This window comes from Flavobacterium cryophilum, from assembly GCF_048286555.1.
Taxonomy (GTDB): domain Bacteria; phylum Bacteroidota; class Bacteroidia; order Flavobacteriales; family Flavobacteriaceae; genus Flavobacterium.
On sequence record NZ_JBLVPZ010000002.1, the window covers coordinates 126,780 to 149,682 of the forward strand.

The 22,903-nt window shown below is 35.2% G+C and carries 19 protein-coding genes; 4 read left to right on the top strand and 15 right to left on the bottom strand.

What is annotated here, in order from left to right; translation table 11 throughout:
* Positions 1-38 precede the first annotated feature (38 nt).
* The 5 genes from ACNQGJ_RS05960 to ACNQGJ_RS05980 all read right to left on the bottom strand — a co-directional run bounded on the left by ACNQGJ_RS05960 (position 39) and on the right by ACNQGJ_RS05980 (position 7,382).
* A complete protein-coding gene (locus ACNQGJ_RS05960) occupies positions 39-1,940 on the bottom strand; it encodes a monovalent cation:proton antiporter-2 (CPA2) family protein (RefSeq protein ID WP_417972158.1) in 1,902 nt (633 codons plus the stop codon).
* 1 nt (position 1,941) lies between these two features.
* A complete protein-coding gene (locus ACNQGJ_RS05965; protein WP_417972160.1) occupies positions 1,942-2,547 on the bottom strand; it encodes an NAD(P)H-dependent oxidoreductase in 606 nt (201 codons plus the stop codon).
* A 255-nt stretch (positions 2,548-2,802) separates the two neighbouring features.
* On the bottom strand, positions 2,803-5,043 hold the full coding sequence (locus ACNQGJ_RS05970) for a cation:proton antiporter domain-containing protein (protein ID WP_417972162.1): 2,241 nt from the start codon (positions 5,041-5,043) through the stop codon (positions 2,803-2,805).
* Positions 5,044-5,224: 181 nt separating this feature from the next.
* Entirely contained in the window at positions 5,225-6,571 is a 1,347-nt protein-coding gene (gene purB, locus ACNQGJ_RS05975; protein ID WP_417972164.1) for an adenylosuccinate lyase, read from the bottom strand.
* Between the two features lie 115 nt (positions 6,572-6,686).
* On the bottom strand, positions 6,687-7,382 hold the full coding sequence (locus tag ACNQGJ_RS05980) for an SIR2 family NAD-dependent protein deacylase (protein ID WP_417972166.1): 696 nt from the start codon (positions 7,380-7,382) through the stop codon (positions 6,687-6,689).
* A gap of 218 nt (positions 7,383-7,600) precedes the next feature.
* Here ACNQGJ_RS05980 and ACNQGJ_RS05985 point away from each other — a divergent pair, with 218 nt between their 5' ends.
* Together ACNQGJ_RS05985 and ACNQGJ_RS05990 are read left to right on the top strand one after the other, a co-directional pair.
* Positions 7,601-8,263: a TrmH family RNA methyltransferase gene (locus tag ACNQGJ_RS05985; protein WP_417972369.1), complete on the top strand. Its 663-nt coding sequence runs from the start codon at positions 7,601-7,603 to the stop codon at positions 8,261-8,263.
* Between the two features lie 125 nt (positions 8,264-8,388).
* Complete coding sequence (locus ACNQGJ_RS05990) at positions 8,389-9,210, top strand: haloacid dehalogenase type II (RefSeq protein WP_417972168.1); 822 nt, start codon at positions 8,389-8,391, stop codon at positions 9,208-9,210.
* A 227-nt stretch (positions 9,211-9,437) separates the two neighbouring features.
* On the opposite strand, the gene ACNQGJ_RS05995 is transcribed toward ACNQGJ_RS05990, so the two are convergent.
* The 9 genes from ACNQGJ_RS05995 to ACNQGJ_RS06035 form a co-directional block, all read right to left on the bottom strand.
* Positions 9,438-9,743 (bottom strand): type II toxin-antitoxin system RelE/ParE family toxin, encoded by a 306-nt coding sequence (locus ACNQGJ_RS05995; RefSeq protein WP_417972170.1) that lies wholly within the window; start codon positions 9,741-9,743, stop codon positions 9,438-9,440.
* The gene (locus tag ACNQGJ_RS06000) at positions 9,743-9,961 is read right to left on the bottom strand and encodes a hypothetical protein (protein ID WP_417972172.1); all 219 of its coding nucleotides are present in this window, start codon (positions 9,959-9,961) and stop codon (positions 9,743-9,745) included. Before ACNQGJ_RS06000 ends, ACNQGJ_RS05995 begins: the two co-directional genes overlap by 1 nt.
* Positions 9,962-10,514: 553 nt before the next feature.
* Positions 10,515-11,315 carry a hypothetical protein gene (locus ACNQGJ_RS06005; RefSeq protein ID WP_417972174.1) on the bottom strand — a complete coding sequence of 267 codons (801 nt, stop codon included), beginning with the start codon at positions 11,313-11,315 and terminating at the stop codon, positions 10,515-10,517.
* Positions 11,316-11,586: 271 nt separating this feature from the next.
* The gene (locus ACNQGJ_RS06010) at positions 11,587-12,249 is read right to left on the bottom strand and encodes a hypothetical protein (RefSeq protein WP_417972176.1); all 663 of its coding nucleotides are present in this window, start codon (positions 12,247-12,249) and stop codon (positions 11,587-11,589) included.
* A gap of 509 nt (positions 12,250-12,758) precedes the next feature.
* Positions 12,759-16,112: a preprotein translocase subunit SecA gene (secA, locus tag ACNQGJ_RS06015; protein ID WP_417972178.1), complete on the bottom strand. Its 3,354-nt coding sequence runs from the start codon at positions 16,110-16,112 to the stop codon at positions 12,759-12,761.
* An 85-nt stretch (positions 16,113-16,197) separates the two neighbouring features.
* A complete protein-coding gene (locus ACNQGJ_RS06020) occupies positions 16,198-16,419 on the bottom strand; it encodes a DUF2795 domain-containing protein (protein ID WP_007138072.1) in 222 nt (73 codons plus the stop codon).
* A gap of 247 nt (positions 16,420-16,666) precedes the next feature.
* The gene (locus ACNQGJ_RS06025) at positions 16,667-17,236 is read right to left on the bottom strand and encodes a cob(I)yrinic acid a,c-diamide adenosyltransferase (protein WP_417972180.1); all 570 of its coding nucleotides are present in this window, start codon (positions 17,234-17,236) and stop codon (positions 16,667-16,669) included.
* 29 nt (positions 17,237-17,265) lie between these two features.
* Positions 17,266-18,123, bottom strand: a complete 858-nt coding sequence (locus tag ACNQGJ_RS06030; RefSeq protein ID WP_417972182.1) for an ATP-grasp domain-containing protein — start codon at positions 18,121-18,123, stop codon at positions 17,266-17,268.
* A 155-nt stretch (positions 18,124-18,278) separates the two neighbouring features.
* Entirely contained in the window at positions 18,279-18,965 is a 687-nt protein-coding gene (locus tag ACNQGJ_RS06035; RefSeq protein ID WP_417972184.1) for an ABC transporter ATP-binding protein, read from the bottom strand.
* A 380-nt stretch (positions 18,966-19,345) separates the two neighbouring features.
* On the opposite strand from ACNQGJ_RS06035, the gene ACNQGJ_RS06040 reads away from it, so the two are divergent.
* Positions 19,346-20,020: a hypothetical protein gene (locus ACNQGJ_RS06040; protein WP_417972186.1), complete on the top strand. Its 675-nt coding sequence runs from the start codon at positions 19,346-19,348 to the stop codon at positions 20,018-20,020.
* Between the two features lie 54 nt (positions 20,021-20,074).
* On the opposite strand, the gene ACNQGJ_RS06045 is transcribed toward ACNQGJ_RS06040, so the two are convergent.
* Positions 20,075-20,899, bottom strand: coding sequence for an O-methyltransferase (locus ACNQGJ_RS06045; RefSeq protein WP_417972188.1), 825 nt, complete (start codon positions 20,897-20,899; stop codon positions 20,075-20,077).
* A gap of 177 nt (positions 20,900-21,076) precedes the next feature.
* On the opposite strand from ACNQGJ_RS06045, the gene ACNQGJ_RS06050 reads away from it, so the two are divergent.
* Positions 21,077-22,624 carry an SDR family NAD(P)-dependent oxidoreductase gene (locus ACNQGJ_RS06050; RefSeq protein WP_417972370.1) on the top strand — a complete coding sequence of 516 codons (1,548 nt, stop codon included), beginning with the start codon at positions 21,077-21,079 and terminating at the stop codon, positions 22,622-22,624.
* Positions 22,625-22,903 lie beyond the last annotated feature (279 nt).

The following is a 22,903-nucleotide window of genomic DNA, read 5'->3' on the forward strand; positions in this document are numbered from 1 at the left end:
TTAAAGGGTGTTAATTATGCTTTTTTAGTAGTAGAGCTTTAGCTTTGTAATTCGGATGAGTCCGACAAGTCTGCCAGATTGTTTTTTAAATGTTGGCTGTCCCAACTGTGATTGGTTGCTGCAACTTGTGAATAGATATCACTTTTTAGTAATTGTTCCTGTAATTCAATTTCTTCCCTTATGGTAATCATGTATGCCATTTTATCGTGACGTTTTTCGGCTAATTTGCGCGTGGTAATTTCGTCGTATTTTATAAATTGTTGGCCTTGTCTTGTTGCTGTATATTTTCGAAGTCCTAATTCGACTAATGCATCAACACCCATATTTACAGCGCTGTATAATGTTTCCCTATAAATATGTTCCACCTTATGATCAATTAATTCATAAGCGTCATTTCGGTTTCGGGCACGCGTTAAGATTTTTAAATTGGGAAAGTGCTTCTTTAAGGTTTCTATTACTTGTAGATTTACGGTTGGATTATCGATGGCGGCGATAAATACTTTTGCATTTTCACAACCGGCGGCTTTTAATAGTTCTAATCGGGTTGCATCTCCATAATAGACTTTAAAACCCATCTTTCGCAGTAAATCGATACGGTCTGAATCATAATCCAGAATAGTTGATTTTATTTGGTTAGCTCTTAATAATCGCCCGACTGTACTTCCAAAATGCCCAAAACCAGCTATGATCACGGGATTGTCCTCATCAATATAATCGTTGTCTTTTTTTACTTCTTTTTCCTGACTTCTAGTATTTGGATAAATTAGTCGCTCATTTATTAAAAGTAAAAAAGGAGTTGCAACCATACTCATGGCTATGACGGCCATAATTTGATTGGCTAAAACGGTAGGTACAATATTTAATTGCATGCAAAAACTCATGATCACAAAACCAAATTCTCCCGCTTGGCTTAAACCAAATGCAAACAGTAAGTTTTGATCCAATTTCTTTTTGTAAAATCGACTGGTTAAATACAGAACTATGAATTTTACTAAAGTTAGAATTGCTCCAAAAAGAAAAATAAAGAACGGATTATTAATAATTAATTGAAAGTTTATTGAAGCACCTACACCTAAAAAGAATAAGCCTAAAAGCAATCCTTTAAATGGTGCAATATCTCCTTCTAATTCGTGACGAAACTCAGAGTTGGCCAGTACGACACCAGCCATAAAAGCACCAAGCGCAGGACTTAATCCAATTAATTGCATCATGTACGAAACACCAACGACCAATAGTAATGATGTCGCTGTAAACAATTCTTGTAATCGGGTTTTTGCGATTATATGCAATAAGGGAACAAACAAAAAGCGGCCTGCAAAATAGATTGTAGAAACAATTCCGATTACGATTACCGTTTGTAGCCAGCTCGCATAACCTGTAATTAGGGATTGTGGCGCATCATTTATTGCCTCAAGATTTACTGTGGATAAAAGAGGTAAAAAGGCTAAAATTGGAATTACAGCAATGTCTTGAAAAAGTAGGACTGCAAATGAGGAACGTCCTACGGAAGTGTTTGACAATCCTTTTTCTTTTAATGTTTGCAATACAATCGCGGTAGAAGATAAAGCCAACGCTAGCGAAATCGCTAATGCAGTTTCCCATATCCAGTCCATAAATAAAAGACATCCTAGAAATAGTATGATTGTGGTTCCAATTAATTGCATGGAACCCATTCCAAGAATGAATTTCCGCATTTTCCAAAATTTGCTTGGCTCTAATTCAAGTCCAATTAAAAAAAGCATCATTACCACACCAAATTCGGCAAAATGCATTATGTCCTGACCTTCCTGCCCAATAAAACCAAGCACATGAGGACCAATTACTATTCCGGCTAATAAATAGCCTAAAATAGAACTTAATCCTAATTTTTTAGCAATTGGCACGCAAATTACGGCAGCTGTTAAATAAATGATTGCCTGGAGTAAAAAATTTGTATCCATGTTATGTCAATATTGTGGCAAACCATTCATTTAAATAACGGTGTTGCAAAATTTCATCTGTATCTATTTCGTGATTCTCTAAATAGTCCAAAAAATAACCGTAAACCAAACCATTTTTTTCATAATCTTCTTTGGTCATATTATGTGTTCCATGTACCACAAAAGGCGGCAAATAAATCATGTTGCACACTTTTGCAGTTTGATTAAAAGGTTCCAGCAATTCAAGAATAGTGTATCGATCACTACCTGTTTCACAATAATTTTCTTTATCGCCACCCGTAGTAATTACCTGAAAAATAATTTTGTCCTGCAACGCATTTCCTCTTTTTCCGTACGCCCAGTTGTGCTCCAGTACCATATCAATCCATTGCTTCATCAATGGCGGGCAGCTGTACCAGTACATGGGATGATGCCAAATGATAATGTCATGCTGACTTAATAAATCTTGTTCGCGTTTTACATCAATATCAAAATCCGGATATTCCTCATATAAATCATGAAAAGTAATGTTTTCTGATTCGGGTATATTTTTCACTAAAGCTTGATTCGCATGGGATTTTTCGAATAGCGGATGTGAAAATAAGATTAAGATTTTATAAGTCGGCATGAAATTTATTTTTACTACTTAAAATAATTAGTATGTTGATTTACAATGGTTTTATGGAAATAAAATTGCTCTAAGGTATAAAATATTGCTTAATTTTAATGATTTACTATGGTTCTAATGCTATATTTAATACTAAATAGAAAATCCCTTCTGAACAAAATCTAAATTTTCGTCGAGAAGGGATGTAATTTGAATTTACATTTTGGACAGCAGTACTACAATTAAAATGGGATTGTGAAAAACAAATCCCCTTATTTAATTCTTTGAAAGATTTGCTAACAATTTTTTGCTGCCCACAATCCAAAGAATATCATTTTTTTCTAAAATTAATTTTGACTCTGGGTTGAGAATTCTTTTTCCTCCTCGTTCTAGTCCAACAATCAAACCACGTGTTTTTTCACGTAATTCAGAACTACGTATACTTTTCCCAATAAATGCTTGGTCGATTAGCTCTAGCTGTTGTAAAACAATATCAGACTCAGTTGCTAACGGGGAAACATCAATTTCATTTTGGTCTAAATATTTTTTAAATGCGACCACTTGGATATCAGAGCCAATGACGCAAATTTCATCACCTGGAAAAAGTCTTTCGTTTCTGCTGGGAATATTTATAGTGATTTCGCCCCGCTTGATGAACGCAATATTTATTCCTAATAGCTCCCTGATACCTAATTTTTCTAATGTTTTCCCCGCAATATTCGAGGTTGGGGCAATTTCAAAAATGGTCATGTGACCATCCCAAGGCGTTAAATCACTGCGACTTCTTACCGCTTTTTTGATTTCTCGGGCATTTAAATTTTTCAAAAAATGATCTTCTATTTTAAAATATTTTGCATTTAATTTTTTCGGAAAAACAAAATATACGACAACAGCTGCTATTAAAGCAATAAAGGCAATTATGGGAGAGAAAAAGATATTTAATAAAAATCCGATGTAAAAAAGAGTTAAAACCATTCGTAACAAAATCATCATTACAATTGGTGCGCGATATTTACGTTCCTCTCTTAAAATGGCTACTTCTTTTACCGCAACACGTCGCAATGAAAGTGCCCATAAAAAAGGAGATAGTATCACTAATGTAATTAATGCACCCAATATGTTTCCAAATTGTGATCCTTGCACTAAAGGTAAAATGAATTTAGAGGAAAGTAAAATGACAGCCACGATGATTACAGAATGGATAACTACTTGTGTCAGAAAAGCCCGTACGACTATCTGCCAGTTGCTTACTAATTTTATAGATTGCGCATTGGCGCTGTATCGTTCGATTTTTTTGATCCATTTTCGAGGTAATTTCTTTCCTAGATATTCAGAAAATGGAGTAGAGAATTTCACCATAAAAGGAGTTGTAAAAGTGGTCACTGCTGATACTGCCACGACAATAGGATATAGAAAATCACTCGTTACATTAAGTGTCATTCCCAGTGTTGCAATAATAAAAGAGAACTCCCCAATTTGCGATAAACTCATTCCTGTTTGCACGGATTGTTTCAGAGGTTGCCCGGAAAGTAAAGCACCAATTGTGGAACTGACGGATTGTCCAATAAGCACCACAAAAGTTAAAATGGCGACAGGAAAAGCATATTCATACAACGTTTCCGGATTAATTAACATACCCACAGATACGAAAAAGACGGCTCCAAAAAGATCTTTTACCGGTTTAACTAAATGTTCGATGTGTTCTGCCTGAGTAGTTTCAGCAATTATGGAACCCATGATAAAAGCACCTAATGCAGGAGAAAAACCCACATTGGCCGCTAGAACCACCATCATTAAGCACAAAGCGAGTGAGATGATGAGCAGCATTTCATCTGTCAATATGTTTTTGGCTTTTTTAAGTAAAGTCGGTATAAAAAAGATACCACCAACAAACCATATGGTCAGGAAAAAGAGCAGTTTAAAAACGGATAATAATAATTCACTTCCCGAAAACTGTTGACTCACCGCAATAGTTGATAATAATACCATCATCAAAATAGCAAGTATATCTTGAACGATAAGGGAACCAATAACTATTCCTGCAAATTTTTGGGTTTTTACGCCGAGTTCATCAAAAGTTTTCAGGATAATGGTGGTGGATGAAATCGAAAGTATCACTCCTAAAAAGATGCTATCCATCTGTTTCCAACCAATCCATTGGCCTACTAAATACCCGATGGTAACCATCGAAATTATTTGTGTTACAGCCGTAATCGATGCGGTTCCACCTACCTTCATCAGTTTCTTAAAACTAAATTCCAACCCCAAACTAAATAATAAAAAGATTACTCCAATTTCTGCCCAGACTTCAACGCTTTTAATATCTTTTACGGATGGGAAAAAATCAAAATGATTTCCTGCCAAAAACCCGGCAATTAAATAACCTAGAACTAACGGTTGTTTTATTTTTTTAAATAACAAAACTGCCACTGCAGCGGTCATAAGAATTAATCCCAAATCACTAATGAGAGGTTGTAAGTGATGTGATGCATTGGCTACTGTTTCTGCTGTATTCATTGGCGTTTACTTATTTTCATGGTTTGAGTGTATCTTGGTAAGATATAAAAAACATTACTTTTTTAAAGTATAATTCTAACGAAATACGACGGTGTATGATTTTTTAAACAAAAAAAATCCCGTTGAAAAAAAAATAGCTCTTTTCAGCGGGATTTTATAAAAACGAATTTTTTCGTAAAGCTTAAATTCCTAAGAAATTGCTAGGAGTGATTTGCATCAGTTCGGCTTTAATTTCATCCGAAACTTCTAAGGTTGTGATAAAGCCGTGAATTGCCTTTTTATCAATCGCTTCATTGGTTCTAGTCAATCCTTTCAACGCTTCATACGGATTAGGATATCCTTCACGGCGCAAAATCGTTTGAATCGCTTCCGCAACAACAGCCCAGTTTTTTTCTAAATCTTCATGAAATTTTGGTTCGTTTAATAGCAATTTATTCAGCCCTTTCAACGTGGCTTCAAAAGCGATTAAAGTATGCCCAATTGGTACGCCAATATTTCTTAAAACCGTACTGTCGGTTAAATCACGTTGTAATCTTGACAAAGGTAATTTAGCTGATAAATGTTCGAAAATCGCATTGGCAATTCCTAAATTTCCTTCTGAATTTTCAAAATCAATAGGATTAACTTTATGGGGCATCGCCGATGATCCTATTTCTCCTGCTTTGATTTTTTGTTTGAAATATTCCATTGAAACGTACGTCCAAATATCTCGGTCTAAATCAATTATGATAGTATTTATTCTTTTCAACGCATCAAAAAATGCGGCGAAATGATCGTAATGTTCAATTTGTGTAGTAGGGAAGGAGTGGTGTAGACCAAGATTTTCCTCCACAAATTTTCCTCCAAATTTTCGCCAGTCAATTTGTGGATACGCCACGTGATGCGCGTTGTAATTTCCAGTTGCTCCGCCAAATTTAGCTGCAAACGGGATGTTGAACAACAAACGCATTTGCTCTTCTAAACGTTCTACAAAAACACCAATTTCTTTTCCCAAACGAGTGGGTGAAGCTGGTTGTCCATGCGTACGGGCAAGCATTGGAATATCGCGCCATTCAACACTTAAATCTTTCAATTTTGATGTCAAAGTAATTAAAGACGGCATGTATACTTTCTCGAAAGCCTCTTTTGTTGAAAGCGGAATTGCCGTGTTGTTAATATCCTGAGAAGTCAATCCAAAGTGAATGAACTCTTTATATTCCGTTAAGCCTAATTTTTCAAAAGCATCTTTAATGAAGTATTCCACCGCTTTTACATCGTGGTTAGTCACTTTTTCTGTTTCTTTGATCCAAAGCGCATCTTCAGTAGAGAAATTTTTATAAATGTTGCGCAAACTTTCAAATAAATCTGGGTTTACGTTTTTAAGTTGAGGCAAAGGCACTTCGCACAAAGCAATGAAATATTCAATTTCAACCAATACGCGGTATTTGATTAAGGCCTCTTCCGAGAAAAATGGAGCCAGCGAAATAGTCTTGTTTCTATATCTTCCGTCAATTGGCGATATAGCATTCAATTCGTTTAAAGTAGTCATTGTTTAATTGTTTGTTCGAAAGGCACAAAAATAGTTATAAGTTATAAGGTATGGGTTATAAGTTTAGATTTTTATTGCAATTGTAATTGATTTTTTGCCATTGCAATTGTTGTTGTCATTGCATTTGATTGAGTAATTTTTCTTTCATAAAAGCAACTCCTTCCGTGGCACGCATAGGAATTACTTCCAACGGATTTCGAAGATTGGGAATTTTTATGGGTTTTGGATCAATATAAAAAATGGGCGTTTCTCTGCTTGTGAAATCGATTAATCCCGCAGCAGGATATACCTGTAGCGATGTTCCAATGACGGCAAAATAATCCGCACTTTGAGTAAGTGTTAACGCTTCTTCAAGCGCTGGAACTTCCTCTCCAAACCAAACGATGTGTGGACGCAATTGGTTTTCGTTCTCATCGAAATCACCAAAATTCAAATCATCTTGCCAATCCCGAATATAATTTGGATTTTTAGTACTTCTTACTTTCAATAATTCGCCGTGCAAATGCAATACATTGGAACTTCCGGCACGTTCGTGTAAATCATCTACATTTTGTGTGATAATGAAAACATCAAAGTAATCTTCTAATTCAGCCAAAATTAGATGGCCCAAATTGGGTTGTACATCCTTAAGTTGTTTTCGCCTTTGATTGTAAAAATTCAGTACCAAAGCGGGGTTTTTATGCCAGCCTTCTGGAGTTGCAACATCCATAACATTATGGCCTTCCCAAAGCCCGTCACTATCGCGAAAGGTTTTGATGCCACTTTCGGCACTAATTCCTGCTCCTGTCAAAACCACCAATTTCTTTTTCATTTTATTTCAATTTGGGCGTGACCGCAAGGGTCGGGCTTTCGGCTTTATCTTTTTGGCTAAAAAGCCCAAAAAAGGATATCGCCTCTATCCCTCACGCGAATTCCGCAAACATTCATAATTCCGCTTTTATGGAACAATCCCAAAAGCAGCAATCAGAATCTATTTTTGAAGGTATAAAGCTAGTCTTTTTTGCTATTTTTGCAAAAATAAATATTCTAATGATCGACATTGATTACCTTAATTTTCTCGAAAATATCCTGACTGATAACCGCAAAGAAAAATTTCTGAAAGTATTGGAAAACAGAACCAAGCATTTTACGATTGTTGTCGAGGATATTTTTCAAATGCACAATACTAGTGCTGTAATGCGCAGTTGTGAGATTTTTGGAATTCAGGAATTGAACGTTATCGAGCAACGGTATGGAAAAAGTATAGATAAGGAAATTGCTATGGGTGCCCAAAAATGGGTTGACATCAACACATTCGACAACATTACGAATTGTTTGGACACGTTAAAAAGTCAAGGCTACCAGATTATCGCTACCACGCCTCACGAGAATGATTGTTTGATGGAAGATTTTGATATTTCGAAACCGAGCGCTTTATTTTTTGGAACAGAAAGGGATGGACTATCCGAGGAAATTTTACAGCGCGCCGACGGTTTTCTTAAAATTCCTATGGTTGGTTTTACCGAAAGCTTGAATATCTCGGTTTCAGCCGCTATTATTATTCAAAACTTGACCATTCGATTACGCAGTTCAAATATTGATTGGCATTTATCCGAAAATGAAATTTTAGAAAAACGATTGGCTTGGGCCAAAAATTCTATAAAAGACATCAAGCGAATTGAAGAACGCTATTTTTCTGAAAACGTGAAATAGTTCTTTCATATAATGGCACGCTAATGTTTTTTATTTTAAAAAATATCATGTAACTTGTACTGTTTTCACGAAACAAGATACTTTGTCGTATATTTTATTTAACGCATGATTTAAAAAGAAAAACAATGAAAGACTTTAACAATAGCAACCAAGACTTAATAAATACTACATTGCCAGTTGGAGACGAAGAAATTAGCGCGCCTATTTTAATATTAAAAGAGGAGACGGACAATAATGAGGAGTATAGCGTTGGTTATTTACAAAGACCCAAGGTTTTATTTTTTGATGTAAATGAAACGTTGCTAGATCTTAATATGATGAAAGAAAGTATTGGCGCGGCGTTAGGAGGTCATCCTGAATTGATGTCCTTGTGGTTCACTACAATGCTTCAGTATTCATTGGTTACAACAGTAGCAAACCAATATCATGATTTTGGAACAATTGGAGCGGCTGCACTAGTGATGGTTGCCCACAAAAATGGAATTGATATAACGGATAAACAAGCCAAAGATGCTGTTGCCGCAATTTTATCATTGCCTGCACATCCAGAAGTGAAAGAAGCACTCTTACTGTTAAAAAAAGAAGGTTTTAAATTAGTTGCCTTCACCAACTCATCCAATAAAGCGGTAGCAACGCAACTTAAATATGCCGGGATTCATGATCTATTTGACGATGTGTTAAGTATTGAAGATGTAAGTAAATTCAAGCCACATACAGATACTTATAATTGGGCTGCCAAAAAAATGGGATTAAAACCGAATGAATGTATGTTGATCGCTGCCCACGGTTGGGATGTTGCAGGTGCAAATTGGGCAGGTTGGCAAACGGCTTTTGTCAGCCGTCCGGGACAGCAATTGTTTCCTCTTGCAAATCTACCTGAAATTAATGAAGAGAATATTTTATCAGTTGCTCAGAAGCTAATTTCAACACGGTTTCAGCAGTTCTAATCATTGAAAAATTAGCGAACCGATTGCGCAATTCAAACATTGATTGGTATTTATCCGAAAATGAAATTTTGGTAAAAAGATTGGCTTGAACCAAAAATTTCATAAAAAATATCAAAAAGAATGGAGGAAAGGTATTTTGAAGAGAATCCAAGGTAGATTGGCCACGGGTAGGAATTGCAAATTCAAACAATTGTTATAAAAACCAAGTTGGGAAACGGTTTTCAAATTTATCTTATGTCTTTTTCTAACTTGTCTGGATTTTGTCTTGTGTCAAAAACGGTAATAATCTCAATCTCTTTTTTGTCAAAGTTTACTCTATAGTAAAAAGTAGTTTGTTTTGTTACAACACATTTAAAAAGCCCTTTGAATAAGTATGATTCTGGACAACTTTCAGGTTGATTTAAAATTTGTTCAATTTTAGAGGTTAGCTTTTTAATAAAATCATTACGAACTTTCAAATTCCAATTCTTTAAAAGGAACTCATTTAATTTTAAAAGTTTACTTTCAGCTAATTCGGATAAAAAGACTTTCACTAAGAGATTTTTTTAAGAAAGTCGTTGAACTCAACTCTTTTTCCTTTATTCAATTCTTTTATTCCTTTCTCGATTTCCTCCTGCTCAGTAACACTCAATTCACACCAAAAATCTACTTTTTCTTTTTGAATAAATTCCGTAATTTTTTCGATAAATTTATCATTCTCAATGTTGAGAATGATTTTTACCAATTCTATTTTAGAAGATTGAATATCCATATCATTTATTTCTTAAATTCAAAGTTACAAAAAAATAGTCACAGATATTTCCATCGCTTTGTCTTTCCAACGAAGGAGGAATTGTAGTACGTATTTTGACAAAGTTTAGTTTACTCAACTTTGTTTTTTAACGATTTGCTGAGTCGTTGCGAGGAACGAAGCAATCACATCCTGTATTTTCTTTTGATTAAGTGCTTATCGTTGTGGGCACGAATTGCAAATCTTCGCAAACGGGGTTATTGCGAGGAACGAAATAAACATATCTTGTATTTTCTTTTTATTAGTGCTTGTCGTTGTGGGCACGGATTGCAAATCCGTGCTATCGTGGTTCAAAGGAAATTTCTTTATTTTATATTTTGAATATCTGTGTCATTGGTATCTTTATTATTGTTGCGGTTCATGTAAACATATCTTGTATTTTCTATGGATTAAGTGCTTATCGGTGTAAACACGAATTCTAAAAATTGTGGAAAGTCAGAGACATTTGCGCAGCATTCACGAAAAATTTATTGATTTAATGGATACTTTGCGGAGCGGGGCATTTTTTCGATAATTAATTAACCAAAATATTTCCGTTTTTGTCATACAAATATTGCCAGTTATTTTCATATTTTGTAGTTATCACATCATCATCGTAATGTATTTCAGTATATTTTCTGTAATTGTTTTTTGAGATTGAACCGTAGAAATACTGATCTAATAAATAAAATCTTTTCAAAGGATTTATAGAATTATCATAATTCTCAAATATTCGAACAATTTTTTCACCTTTATTTACTCCGTTGCGTTGCTCAAAATATTCAGCTTTAATTAAATTGCCATTAGAGTTATAATTGAATTTTTCTGAATAAGTCAACAAATAATTATCGGGAAATGTATATGGTGTATTTGGAAAAGTTGTTTTTATTTCCACAAGTTTATTGTTTAAATAATAATAAACAAGTTTTCTACGCCATGAGTCATTGTAACCATGTGGAATTTCTTTTTTCTCAATTTGCATTGATTTATTTAAAGTAATGTAAATAGATTCCTTAGGAACAGACTTTCCCACGAATGTTGTGAAGTTTTCGACAGTAACTGTAGTATTGTCATATATTAAAGAGGTGTATATTTCGTTGTAATAAAATGTTTTGATACCTATTTCAATAAATCCTCCCGATTTTTTGGTTAATCGTTTAGCATTGTCATATTCAAAATAAGTGTAGAGTCCAGATTGATTTTCTGAAGTAAGATTGTAAGGACTCATTTTGGTTATCAAAGGGAAATTATCTTGATCGTTCACAATTTCCTCTTCATTACTAGAACAAGAAAAAAGTAAAATTCCTAGGGTTAAAAATGTAAAAATTTTTTTCATTTATTATTTGTTTAGTGTTATGGCTAACGTTCCCTCGCTACGCGCCAACTAGTATATAGATCTGATGTTATTAGACTTATCACGATTATTTGGAAAGATATCCCTGATAAACCTCAGACTTTAGTTATTTTCAAATATATAAATAAATCGCTGAAAATACTTATAAAAACAAACAGTAATTCATTTGTTTTCTAAGATATATTCTTTGCTTACAGCATTATTTCGGGTAGTAAATCCGCGATGCAAATCCAGCAATGAGTTATAGCTATTGTTATGTACCGTAATCTATGTCAAGTGTCATCTTTTGGACGACATCGTTCGTGTTATAAATGTCAGCAATTTCTTTTAGAGGTCCGATATTAAGAATTAATGGTAAACTTGTTTGATTGCGCACCACAAAACGATGTTCGTGCTGATAACTGTACAGATGAGATTTCTGGAAATAAGTAATTTGATGACTATTTTTTTTATAATTTTTATATTGAACTAAATTGTGAAAATAGGTAAGATTAAGTTTCTTTAGTTCAGTTTCAATTAATTCGAAAAACTTAGGAACATCGTGGATTAGTAAGCAATTCGTGCCGAATGATATCATCCTTTTGTCCACTCGATGCAATTTTTTCCTATTTAATAATCGATCCGAAAGTGAATAAGTGGAATATATGTTCCCTAAATCGCCAAGAAAATCTTTTCTATACTGGGCGGTTTGTAATTGAAAATTATATGTCTCACCAGTCGCCACAGATGTAAGCTTTAAATTGCTCTCACCGAAATTTTTAATTTCAACCGTACGTTCAAATTTGTCACCGACTTCTTTTTTGTCTAGTTCTGCAAATGTTTGAAGAGTATTCATATAAATTTCTCCGTTTTCATACAGATTTTGAATATGCGATTTTTCACCAAATTTGAGGAGATAATGTACAGTTGTATTCACGTGATTGTTGGTTTTAAGGCACGAAATTTGTAAATAGGTGCCTTAAAGTGGCGGTAATCAACCCCTTTTGTGGGTGGTTGTGCCACAAAAGTAACTACTAATTACTTTTTCAAATATATAAATAAATCGCTGAAAATACTTATAAAAAAATAGCAATTCATTTGTTTTCAAACATATATTCTTTTCATGCAGGATCATTTCGGTAAACCGTAAACGATTTTATTTACCACAAAATTCCTAGCCCCGACAGCAGTGGAAAGCCTATGCCGGTTGAAAGCCTGGTGGTGGCAGAGCGACCAAAGGAAGCTCCTGACAGCGGCTAGAAAAAGGGTTTGAAACCAAATAGCTTGCAGTGTAGGGCGGGAAATTGCTCCTGAAATAAATTCAGGATAAATCCTGAAAAAGATTTAAAATAAACATTTAAAAAGATCCTGAAATAAATTCAGAATAAAAAAAAATTCCCCAACTACTTTCGTAATTGGGGAATTTAAATTAAGGTATTGAAACGGTTATTTATTCACGATAACCCATTGTCCTGAAGCAATTAAGCTTTCGGCTTTTTTGTATTTCATTTCTTGTGTTTGTCCGTTAGCCACGTTTTGAATCGTTACGTTGTCGTTACGATTGATTTTTGGCATATCTCTCACGATAGTTTCGGTAACTTGTCGTTGTTGGGTTTGTCCCGCTTCACGATTTTGTGTTGCTAATTCATCAGAATTCAGCACCTCGTCTTTACTCAATTGAAAATCTTCTTTTTGACGAACTTCTTTTGCTTCTTGAATTTGTTGATTTTCTTGAGCTGGTAAGTCGCCTTTAAATAAGAATGAAATCACTTCTTTATTTACATTGTCTATCATTGCTCTAAACAAATTGAAAGCTTCCAGTTTGTAAATAAGTAATGGATCTTTTTGTTCGTGAACCGCAAGTTGAACCGATTGTTTCAACTCATCCATTTTACGTAAGTGTTTCTTCCAAGCTTCGTCAACAATAGATAACGTAATATTTTTTTCAAAATCAGCAACAAGCTGAGCGCCCTCAGTTTCGTAGGCGCGTTTCAAATCAGTAACTACATTCAACGATTTGATTCCATCTGTAAAAGGAACTACAATACGTTCAAATTGGTTGTTTTTATCTTCGTAAACGCTTTTTATGATAGGAAATGCTTCTCTGGCGCTTCTTTCTGTTTTCTCCGTATAATATTCCAGCGTTGCTTTGTATATTTTACCGGTTAATTCCATGTCGTTCAATTTACTGAACTCACTTTCGGTCACAGGTGAGGTAATCGAGAAATAACGAATTAATTCGAATTCAAAGTTTTTGAAATTGTTTGTTGCTTTGTTTTGTTCAACAATCAATTCACAAGTATCATACAGCATATTCGCAATATCCAATTTCAATCGCTCTCCAAACAAAGCATGACGACGGCGTTTGTACACCACTTCACGTTGTGCATTCATTACATCATCATATTCCAATAAACGCTTACGAACACCAAAATTGTTTTCTTCTACTTTTTTCTGAGCCCGTTCGATTGATTTAGTCATCATAGAATGCTGAATCACTTCACCTTCCTGCAATCCCATTCTGTCCATCACTTTAGCCACTCTTTCAGAACCAAATAAACGCATTAAGTTGTCCTCAAGAGAAACATAAAACTGAGAACTTCCAGGATCACCTTGACGTCCGGCACGACCACGTAACTGACGGTCAACACGACGCGAATCATGACGTTCAGTTCCTACAATTGCTAATCCACCAGCGGCTTTCACTTCGGCAGATAATTTAATATCGGTACCACGACCAGCCATGTTGGTTGCAATAGTTACAACTCCGGGTTTTCCGGCTTCTTCAACAATTTGCGCTTCTTGTTTGTGCATTTTTGCATTCAAGACATTGTGTGCAACGCCTCTCATTTTCAACATTCGGCTTAATAATTCCGAAATCTCTACTGAAGTTGTACCAATAAGAACCGGTCTTCCTGCTTTAGATAATTCGGTAACGTCTTCAATTACGGCATTGAATTTTTCGCGAGTCGTTTTATAAATAAAATCCTCTTTGTCTAATCTTGCCATTGGTCGGTTAGTAGGAATTTCTACCACGTCCAATTTATATATTTGCCATAGCTCGCCTGCTTCAGTAGAGGCTGTTCCAGTCATTCCTCCCAGTTTGTTGTACATTCTGAAGTAATTCTGTAATGTTACGGTAGCAAATGTTTGTGTAGCAGCTTCAATTTTTACATTTTCTTTGGCTTCAATCGCTTGGTGCAAACCATCAGAATAACGGCGACCATCCATGATACGGCCCGTTTGCTCATCAACAATCATGATTTTATTATCCATGATTACATATTCCACATCTTTTTCGAATAAAGCGTACGCTTTCAAAAGTTGTGTCAATGTGTGAATACGCTCGCTTTTTATACCAAAATCTTGAAATAATTTTTCTTTTTCTTCCGCTTCTGCATCTTTGTCGAGTTTTCTTTTTTCGATCGCAGCAATTTCTGTTCCAATATCCGGAAGTACAAAAAAGTCCGAATCATCATCTCCAGAAAGAAATTTTATACCGTTATCAGATAATTCTACCTGATTGTTTTTTTCTTCAATGACAAAATACAATGCATCATCAATCTTGTGCATTTCTCTTTTGTTATCCTGCATGTATTGATTTTCTGTTTTTTGAAGCAATTGTCTAATTCCTTCTTCACTTAAAAACTTGATCAGTGCTTTATTTTTTGGTAACGCTCGGTACGCTCTTAATAATTGAAATCCACCATCTTTGGTATTTCCTTCTTTTATTAATTTTTTAGCTTCGGATAAAAATCCATTTGCCAGTTGACGTTGTAAACTAACTAAGTTTTCAATTTTTGGTTTCAGTTCGTTAAACTCATGACGATCTCCCTGCGGAACTGGACCTGAAATAATTAATGGTGTTCTTGCATCATCAATTAATACAGAATCTACCTCATCGACGATAGCATAATTGTGTTTTCTTTGCACTAAATCCTCTGGCGAATGAGCCATATTATCTCTCAAATAGTCAAAACCAAATTCATTATTGGTTCCGTAAGTGATATCCGCATCGTATGCTTTTTTTCTACCTTCTGAACTTGGCTGATAATTATCAATACATTCTACTGTCATTCCGTGAAATTCGAACAATGGAGCTTTCCAAGTACTATCTCTTTTTGCCAAATAATCATTCACAGTTACTAAATGAACTCCATTTCCTGTCAATGCATTTAGGTAAAGCGGTAAAGTTGCCACTAATGTTTTTCCCTCTCCTGTTTGCATTTCAGCTACTTTTCCTTCATGCAATACCATTCCGCCGATTAATTGTACGTCATAGTGAATCATGTCCCAAGTAATTTCTTTACCGGCAGCACTCCATGAATTTGCCCAAACGGATTTGTCGCCATCTAAAGTGATGTAGCTTTTTATCGCTGAAAGTTCACGGTCCTTTTCACTTGCAGTTACAACTACTTCAGTGTTGTCTTTGAAACGTCTTGCTGTTTCCTTTACAACGGCAAAAGCTTCCGGAAGAATTTCCATCAAGGTTTTTTCCGAAATATCGTAAGCTTCTTTCTCTAAGGCATCAATAGCGATGTAAATATCTTCTCGTTTGTCAATATCTTCAATGCTTTCTACTTCCAGTTTCAAAGCAGTAATTTTTGCGTCTTTTTCGGAACGAGCTTGTTTTATTTTGTCTTTGAAAAAGCTTGTTCGACCTCTAAGTTCATCATTAGATAATACTTGTAATGGTTCCTCAAAAGTTTTTACTTTGTTGAGATAAGGTTGTAAAGCTTTGACATCTTTTTGGGACTTATCGCCAACAAAGACTTTAATGATACTGTTTATGAAACTCATGATATATTTTTATTTCTAATTGTGTAATTCTGTAAATTTAAACCAAAAAAAAGCCTCTTTTGAGACTTTTTTATTGATTTACTTTTTAATATTCATCCTCGTTCCAAAGATAATCTTCGTCAGTAGGATAATCTGGCCAAATTTCTTCCATTGATTCATATATCTCGCCTTCATCTTCGATAGATTGAAGGTTTTCTACTACCTCTAATGGAGCCCCTGCTCTAATAGCGTAGTCAATAAGTTCGTCTTTGTTAGCAGGCCATGGTGCATCGCTTAAATATGATGCTAATTCTAATGTCCAATACATGTGTTGTCTATTTAGTTTTGTGCAAAAATAAATTTTTTACTGAAAAATACAAGTAAAAAATCATTTATTTTTTATTAAAGTTAAGAACGTTTTGTTGATTGCTGATTTTTGATTTCAGATTAACGATTTTTGATTTTAAAAAATGCTGTTTCACGGTTTTAAATCGCTGATAATCATTTGAATTAAATATAGATTTAACTTTTCAGTAAATCTGAAATTAAAAATCGTTAATCTTCAATCTGAAATCTTATTTCCTCGGAATCCACTGAACTTCCGCGGCTTTCAAATCATGGGACAACTTTCGTGCCAACACAAAAAGGTAGTCAGAAAGTCGGTTTAAGTACTTGATTGCTATTTCAGCAACGGGTTCATTGTGGCTTAAATGAACTGCTAAACGCTCTGCTCTACGACAAACGCAACGTGCAATGTGACAATATGACACTGTTGAGTGTCCGCCGGGAAGTACAAAATGAGTCATTGGCGGTAATGCTTCTTCCATGGCGTCAATTTCATTTTCTAATAATTCAATATCAGATTCGATAATTCCTAACTTTTTCAAACGAAGTTCTCCGTTTTTCAGCACTTCTTTTTCAGGTGGTGTTGCTAATATCGCGCCCACAGTGAAAAGACGATCTTGGATTTCTATAAGAATTTCTTTGTAATGCGCATTCATTTCCTGATCACGAATCAGACCTATATGAGAATTCAATTCGTCAACGGTTCCGTAACTTTCAATTCGGGCATGGTCTTTTGGGACTCTGGTTCCGCCAAAAAGTGCTGTTGTTCCATTATCTCCAGTCTTTGTATATACTTTCATCTACCGTTTATTTGATTTAAAAAACAAATTTAGCGTATTAATTCCACTATTGCCGTAACAAATCGCTCCAGTGAGTTTTCACTGAGATTGAAATATAAATCGGGTTCAATGCATTCAATTTCCATTAAACAGAGTTCATTGTCAATTAGAATTCCATCTACACGAGCATATAATAGGTTTTCCTTAAAGGTGTCAACTACTTTTTGAGCTTTCTCAATCATTTCTAGACTTGGTTGAACCAAATTGTATTTTCCTCCAAATAACGACTGTACTCTAAAATCGCCATCAACAGGTTTTTTATTCACTGCGTGAGAGAATTTTTTATTAAAAAAAATAAAAGAAGTTTCACCCAATGTTTGAATTTCGGGCATGAATTCCTGTAAAAGCAACTCTTTCTCTGCAGCTATACTTTTATATTTAGCGCTTATTTCTTGAATATCTGCTTTTTCAAAAACTTCGGTGAGATAGGATCCTGCTGAAAAGGCCGGTTTTACAACCGCTTTTTTCCAATGTGGTGGAATAAGTTCTGCTAAATTGAGATGGTTCGTTTTGTCAATAAAAACGGTTGGTAGAATTGTGACTCCTTGCTTTTCCATTTCACGCAAATAAAACTTATGAATATTTTGCTTGATTATTTCAATAGGGTTAAGCGTTTTTATTCCTAGTTTTTCTATTTGGTCGAGCCAAATCTTAAACTCGATTTCTTTTTCAAAATAATCCCAAGTATTGCGAAAAATTAGATAATCAAAGTCAGTCCAATTGATGGTTTTGTCACTCCAAATAACTGGTTTGGCATCTATATTATGTTTGGCTAATGCCGGAATAATTTTTTGATCTTCGGGATTTAAATCGGGAAGTTTTTCGCAGGTTAGTATAGCGATTTTCATTTTTGGGTAGGTATTATTTGGAATGTTAGCTGGTATTGTGTTGGGGATTTCCTAGCCCGGATAAAAGCGGCATCCTCTTTCTTGACATTCAGACGAAGGAAGAATGGCAAGAAAGAGATAGAGCGGATAGCCGGAAAAAGCTCCCGAAAAAAAAACTATTTAGTGGTGTCGCTTTCAATAAGTCCGTCACGCAAACGAATAATTCTATGTGCATAAGCGGCAATTTCTTCTTCATGCGTTACCAAAATTACGGTGTTTCCGTTAGCGTGGATGTCTCCAAAAAGTTTCATAATTTCTAATGATGTTTTGCTGTCCAGGTTTCCGGTAGGTTCATCGGCAAGAATAATAGAGGGTTTGTTGACCAAAGCACGGGCAATTGCCACACGCTGGCGTTGTCCTCCCGAAAGTTGGTTGGGTTGATGATCCATTCTGTCGGCAAGATTTACTTGATCCAAAACTTCAGTGGCGCGTTTGTTTCGTTCTGATTTAGAGAAACCGGCATAAATCATGGGCAAGGCAACATTATCTAATGCGGTGGTACGCGGTAAAAGGTTGAAAGTCTGGAAAACAAATCCTATTTCTTTATTTCGAATTTCGGCTAATTCATCATCTTTCATCTGGCTGACATCTTTTCCGTTGAGTATGTAATTCCCGGAAGTAGGTGTGTCTAAACACCCTAATAAATTCATTAAAGTTGATTTTCCAGATCCAGAAGGTCCCATTAAGGCTACATATTCGCCTTTATTAATTTCTAAATCAATGCCTTTAAGAACGTAAACGATTTCATTTCCAAGTACAAAATCGCGTTTGATATTGGTTATTTTGATTAACGGGTTTGCCATTAGAATATATGATTTTGACCTCCTACTGATCGCAGGGTGCTATTAAATTAAATTTTAAAAGTACAAAAGACTTTTGAATTATTAATAAGTAGCTGTTTTTTAAAATTTGTTACATTGTAAGCTACTTTTTTAAATAGGAACTAACTTTTTTAAAATCAAATGATTAACGTTTTTGTGTTTTTCTTTTAAAATGCGAATTTTAATACATAAAATATATTTGAAATAATTTATACTATTACGCGGTTTATTTATATAATTTACTCTTTATTTCTTTTTATTTCATAATTATATGTAATATTTATAATATTTTTGGATTATAATTCTGAATTGAATAATCTTTCTTAGATTTACTTAAATAATATTAATCAAATCAAATAGTTATGAAAACTACAAAAATGGTGTTTGGAATAGCGGTAATTGCTTTAGTATTTACTTCATGTAAAGATGAAAAAGCGGAACAAGCAGAGAAATCGGTTGATACATATGTAATGTATGTTGACTCATTGGGGAATGTTGCTTCAGAGGATGCTAAAGCAAACTGGCAAGGAATTGAGGCTACCTATCAAATAAGAAGCGGAGATGCTCAAGCAGCTTTAGTAAATATGAAAGACAACGCAGCAGCGCAGGAACGTCTAAATACTGCAACTGCTAAATATGAAGCGTTGAAAGCTAAATATGAAGCTGATATGCAGGAAACTGAACAGGCTGCTGTAGCTGCTAACCCAAAACAACAATTACGAAATGCATTGTTTGGTGAAGGAAAAATGGGAGAGGACATGAATTTTAATTGGGTAAACGCAGCGAACATTCATAATGTTTACCAACAATTTGTACATACAGCTGAGGATAATAAAGACAGATATTCGCGTGAAGATTGGGATGAAATTAAAGTAATGTATGAAGCCCTTGACAGCAGAAAAAATACTGTTGAGAAAGAAGGACTTTCTTCTGAAGATAATAGAAAAATTGCGGGTTTAAAAGCAAAATTTGGTCCTATGTATACCTTGAACCGTATGGGAGCTAAAACCTCAGAAATGAAAGAAGCCAAAGAATAAGGAATAATTAATTCAAAGTGAAAAATGACAGTCAGCAATGATTGTCATTTTTTTTTAGGTGCGAATTACGAAATGTTCTTTTGGTTGTTCGCTTCTAAAAAATACCAATCCCCATTGAAACGTGTCAATGGTTACCGTCACTTTTGGATGGGTTTTTATGATTTCCCAAGTTTCTTCCATTTCTTGTGACCAATGAATGTCATCGAATATCCAAATGGTTTCGTTAGTGATCGTAGGAAGTAATAAATCGAAATATTCCAGAGTTGCTTTCTTGGCGTGATTTCCGTCGAAGTAAATTAAGGAAAAGTGTTCAGTGTTCAGTTTGAAGTGTTCAGTTGTAGTATCTAGTAATGAATTCCGTTTCTCTAAATAAGAATTAAACGTAGTTACAATAGATTCTACATTGTTGCAATTAAATTTTTGGAATTGTAATTGAGCAATTTTTGCAGTTTCTGGACAACCTTCTAAAGTGATTATTGTTGCTTTTCTTACAGCGCTTCGGGACCCGAAGGAAAGCGCAGCAGTTGCTAATCCCAGCGAAGTTCCAATTTCTAAAATACTTTCTGGCTGAAAATAATTTACAATTCTAAATAATAATTCTGCTCTCTTCCGAGAAATTCCGGCGGTTTTGGCAATCGTGGCAATTTCTCTTATGTTGGATTTAAACACTTTCGAACCTGCACCAAAATCGGTCACTTCAATTGTATTGTTGTTTTGTAAAAGTGATTTTCGGTAATTCCTTAAAATAGCATATTCCGGTTTTGACTTTTTATCATAGAAACATTTCGTCAGTAGACTAAATACAAACGGGGAATGTACCCCATGTTCATTTTTGGAGTTCCAGAGAAATTTTAGGTAGGATTTTATTTGAAATAACATAAAGACATTTACAAAATAGGTGCGAAGATACTAAGATAATAGTCGAAAGTCAAAAGATGCGATGGCATCATCTTCAAGCTTGGACTTTTGACCTTATGACTTTGAAACTTTAAGACTATAAAGCATATATTTGCGGTCTTGAAATTACACCAAGAACAATATCTTTTTTTTACGATGATGATTGAAGGAATAAAACATAAAAGTGCCATAAGCTCGGAAGAAATTAACCGATGCATCGCAATTTTGGCACAATTGAATACCGATACCGACCAAATATTTGATATTCCAAAAGAGCAACGAACAGCTTTAATCAAAGCGGCTGGAATGTTTTCGAGACCCGACCGTGACGAGCTTTCTCGTAGAAAAAAAGACGGAAAAGTGGCTGCCAAACGCAAAATGGAAAAACGGGACCGCACCGCCAGAAAGGAAACCGGAATCCGGCATGCCCGGGAAGCGAGTATTTTTGTAGCGCCAAAATTATTGGCTTCACATGATCTCTCTCATAAAGAACAATTAGAACTGGAAACTCCCAGAAATTGTTACGTTTGTAAAACCGAGTTTACTAAAATGCACCATTTTTATGACACAATGTGTACGGACTGTGGTGATTTTAATTATGCCAAACGTTTTCAAACCGCAGATGTAAAAGGGCAAGTCGCCGTTATTACCGGTTCTCGACTAAAAATTGGCTATCACATTACGTTGATGTTGTTGCGTGGTGGCGCAACGGTTATTGCAACAACTCGTTTTCCGGTGGATTCCGCTTTGCGGTTTTCTAATGAACGTGATTTTTTAGATTGGGGACATCGCTTAAAAATTCATGGGCTGGATTTGCGACACATTCCCAGTGTGGAGATTTTTTGCAACTTTATTGAGCAAAAATATGAGCGTTTGGATATTTTAATTAATAATGCTGCGCAAACGGTGAGACGTCCCGCCGGATTCTATACCCATCTAATGGAAAATGAGGAGCGTTCCATTGCTTCTTTGCCGCCACAAGCGCAAGAATTATTGCTGGATCATACCAATTGTCTGGATGAATTAAAAGTACTAACGTCAGGAGCTTCTCCAAATCAAAACATGCCGGTGACTTGGCACGGACCGGAACCTGGAATTGGGTTGCGGGCTTCCGCCAAATTATCCCAAATTCCGTATTCGTTTGATAATGCGCTGGTGGCAAATGAAGTTTTTCCGGAAGGAGAACTCGATGCCGATTTGCAGCAAGTAGATTTAAGAAAAACCAACAGCTGGCGTTTGCGATTGGGACAAATAGAAACCACAGAAATGATCGAAGTGCAGTTGGTAAATTCGGTGGCGCCTTTTGTGTTGTGTAACCGCCTTTCGGAAGTCATGAAAAAAGACAACACCGGAAAAAAACACATCATTAATGTGTCGGCAATGGAAGGGAAGTTTCACCGCTTTTTCAAGGAAGACCGTCACCCGCACACTAATATGGCCAAAGCCGCATTGAATATGCTGACGCACACTTCCTCAGGAACTTTGGCAAAAGATGGAATTTTTATGAATGCGGTTGACACCGGTTGGGTAACCGACGAAGATCCCGCAGCATTAGCCAAAAGAAAACAAGAAGAAGAGGATTTTCAACCGCCATTAGATATTGTGGATGGAGCAGCACGAGTTATGGATCCGTTGTTTGACGGAATCAATACGGGAAAACATTGGTGCGGAAAGTTTTTGAAAGATTACAATCCGATTCCTTGGTAGAAGCCCCCTAACCCCGAGGGTGAAATTAAATAACTTTATAATATGAAAACCCACAACAGAATCTAATTTTGTTGTGGATTTTTTTAGGACTAGACACCTTACTATGCAAGCACTAAAAACTGACTATCGAGTTTTACTTAAAGATGCAGCATGACGTTTATCATAATTTGCACAGTCTTTTCCTAAATAGAATATACCAAAAACTATAAAGGCTACAAGTATCAATAGAGGCATTATTTTAAAAGGTTTTCTTGATGATGAATCAAAAGGATGATGATA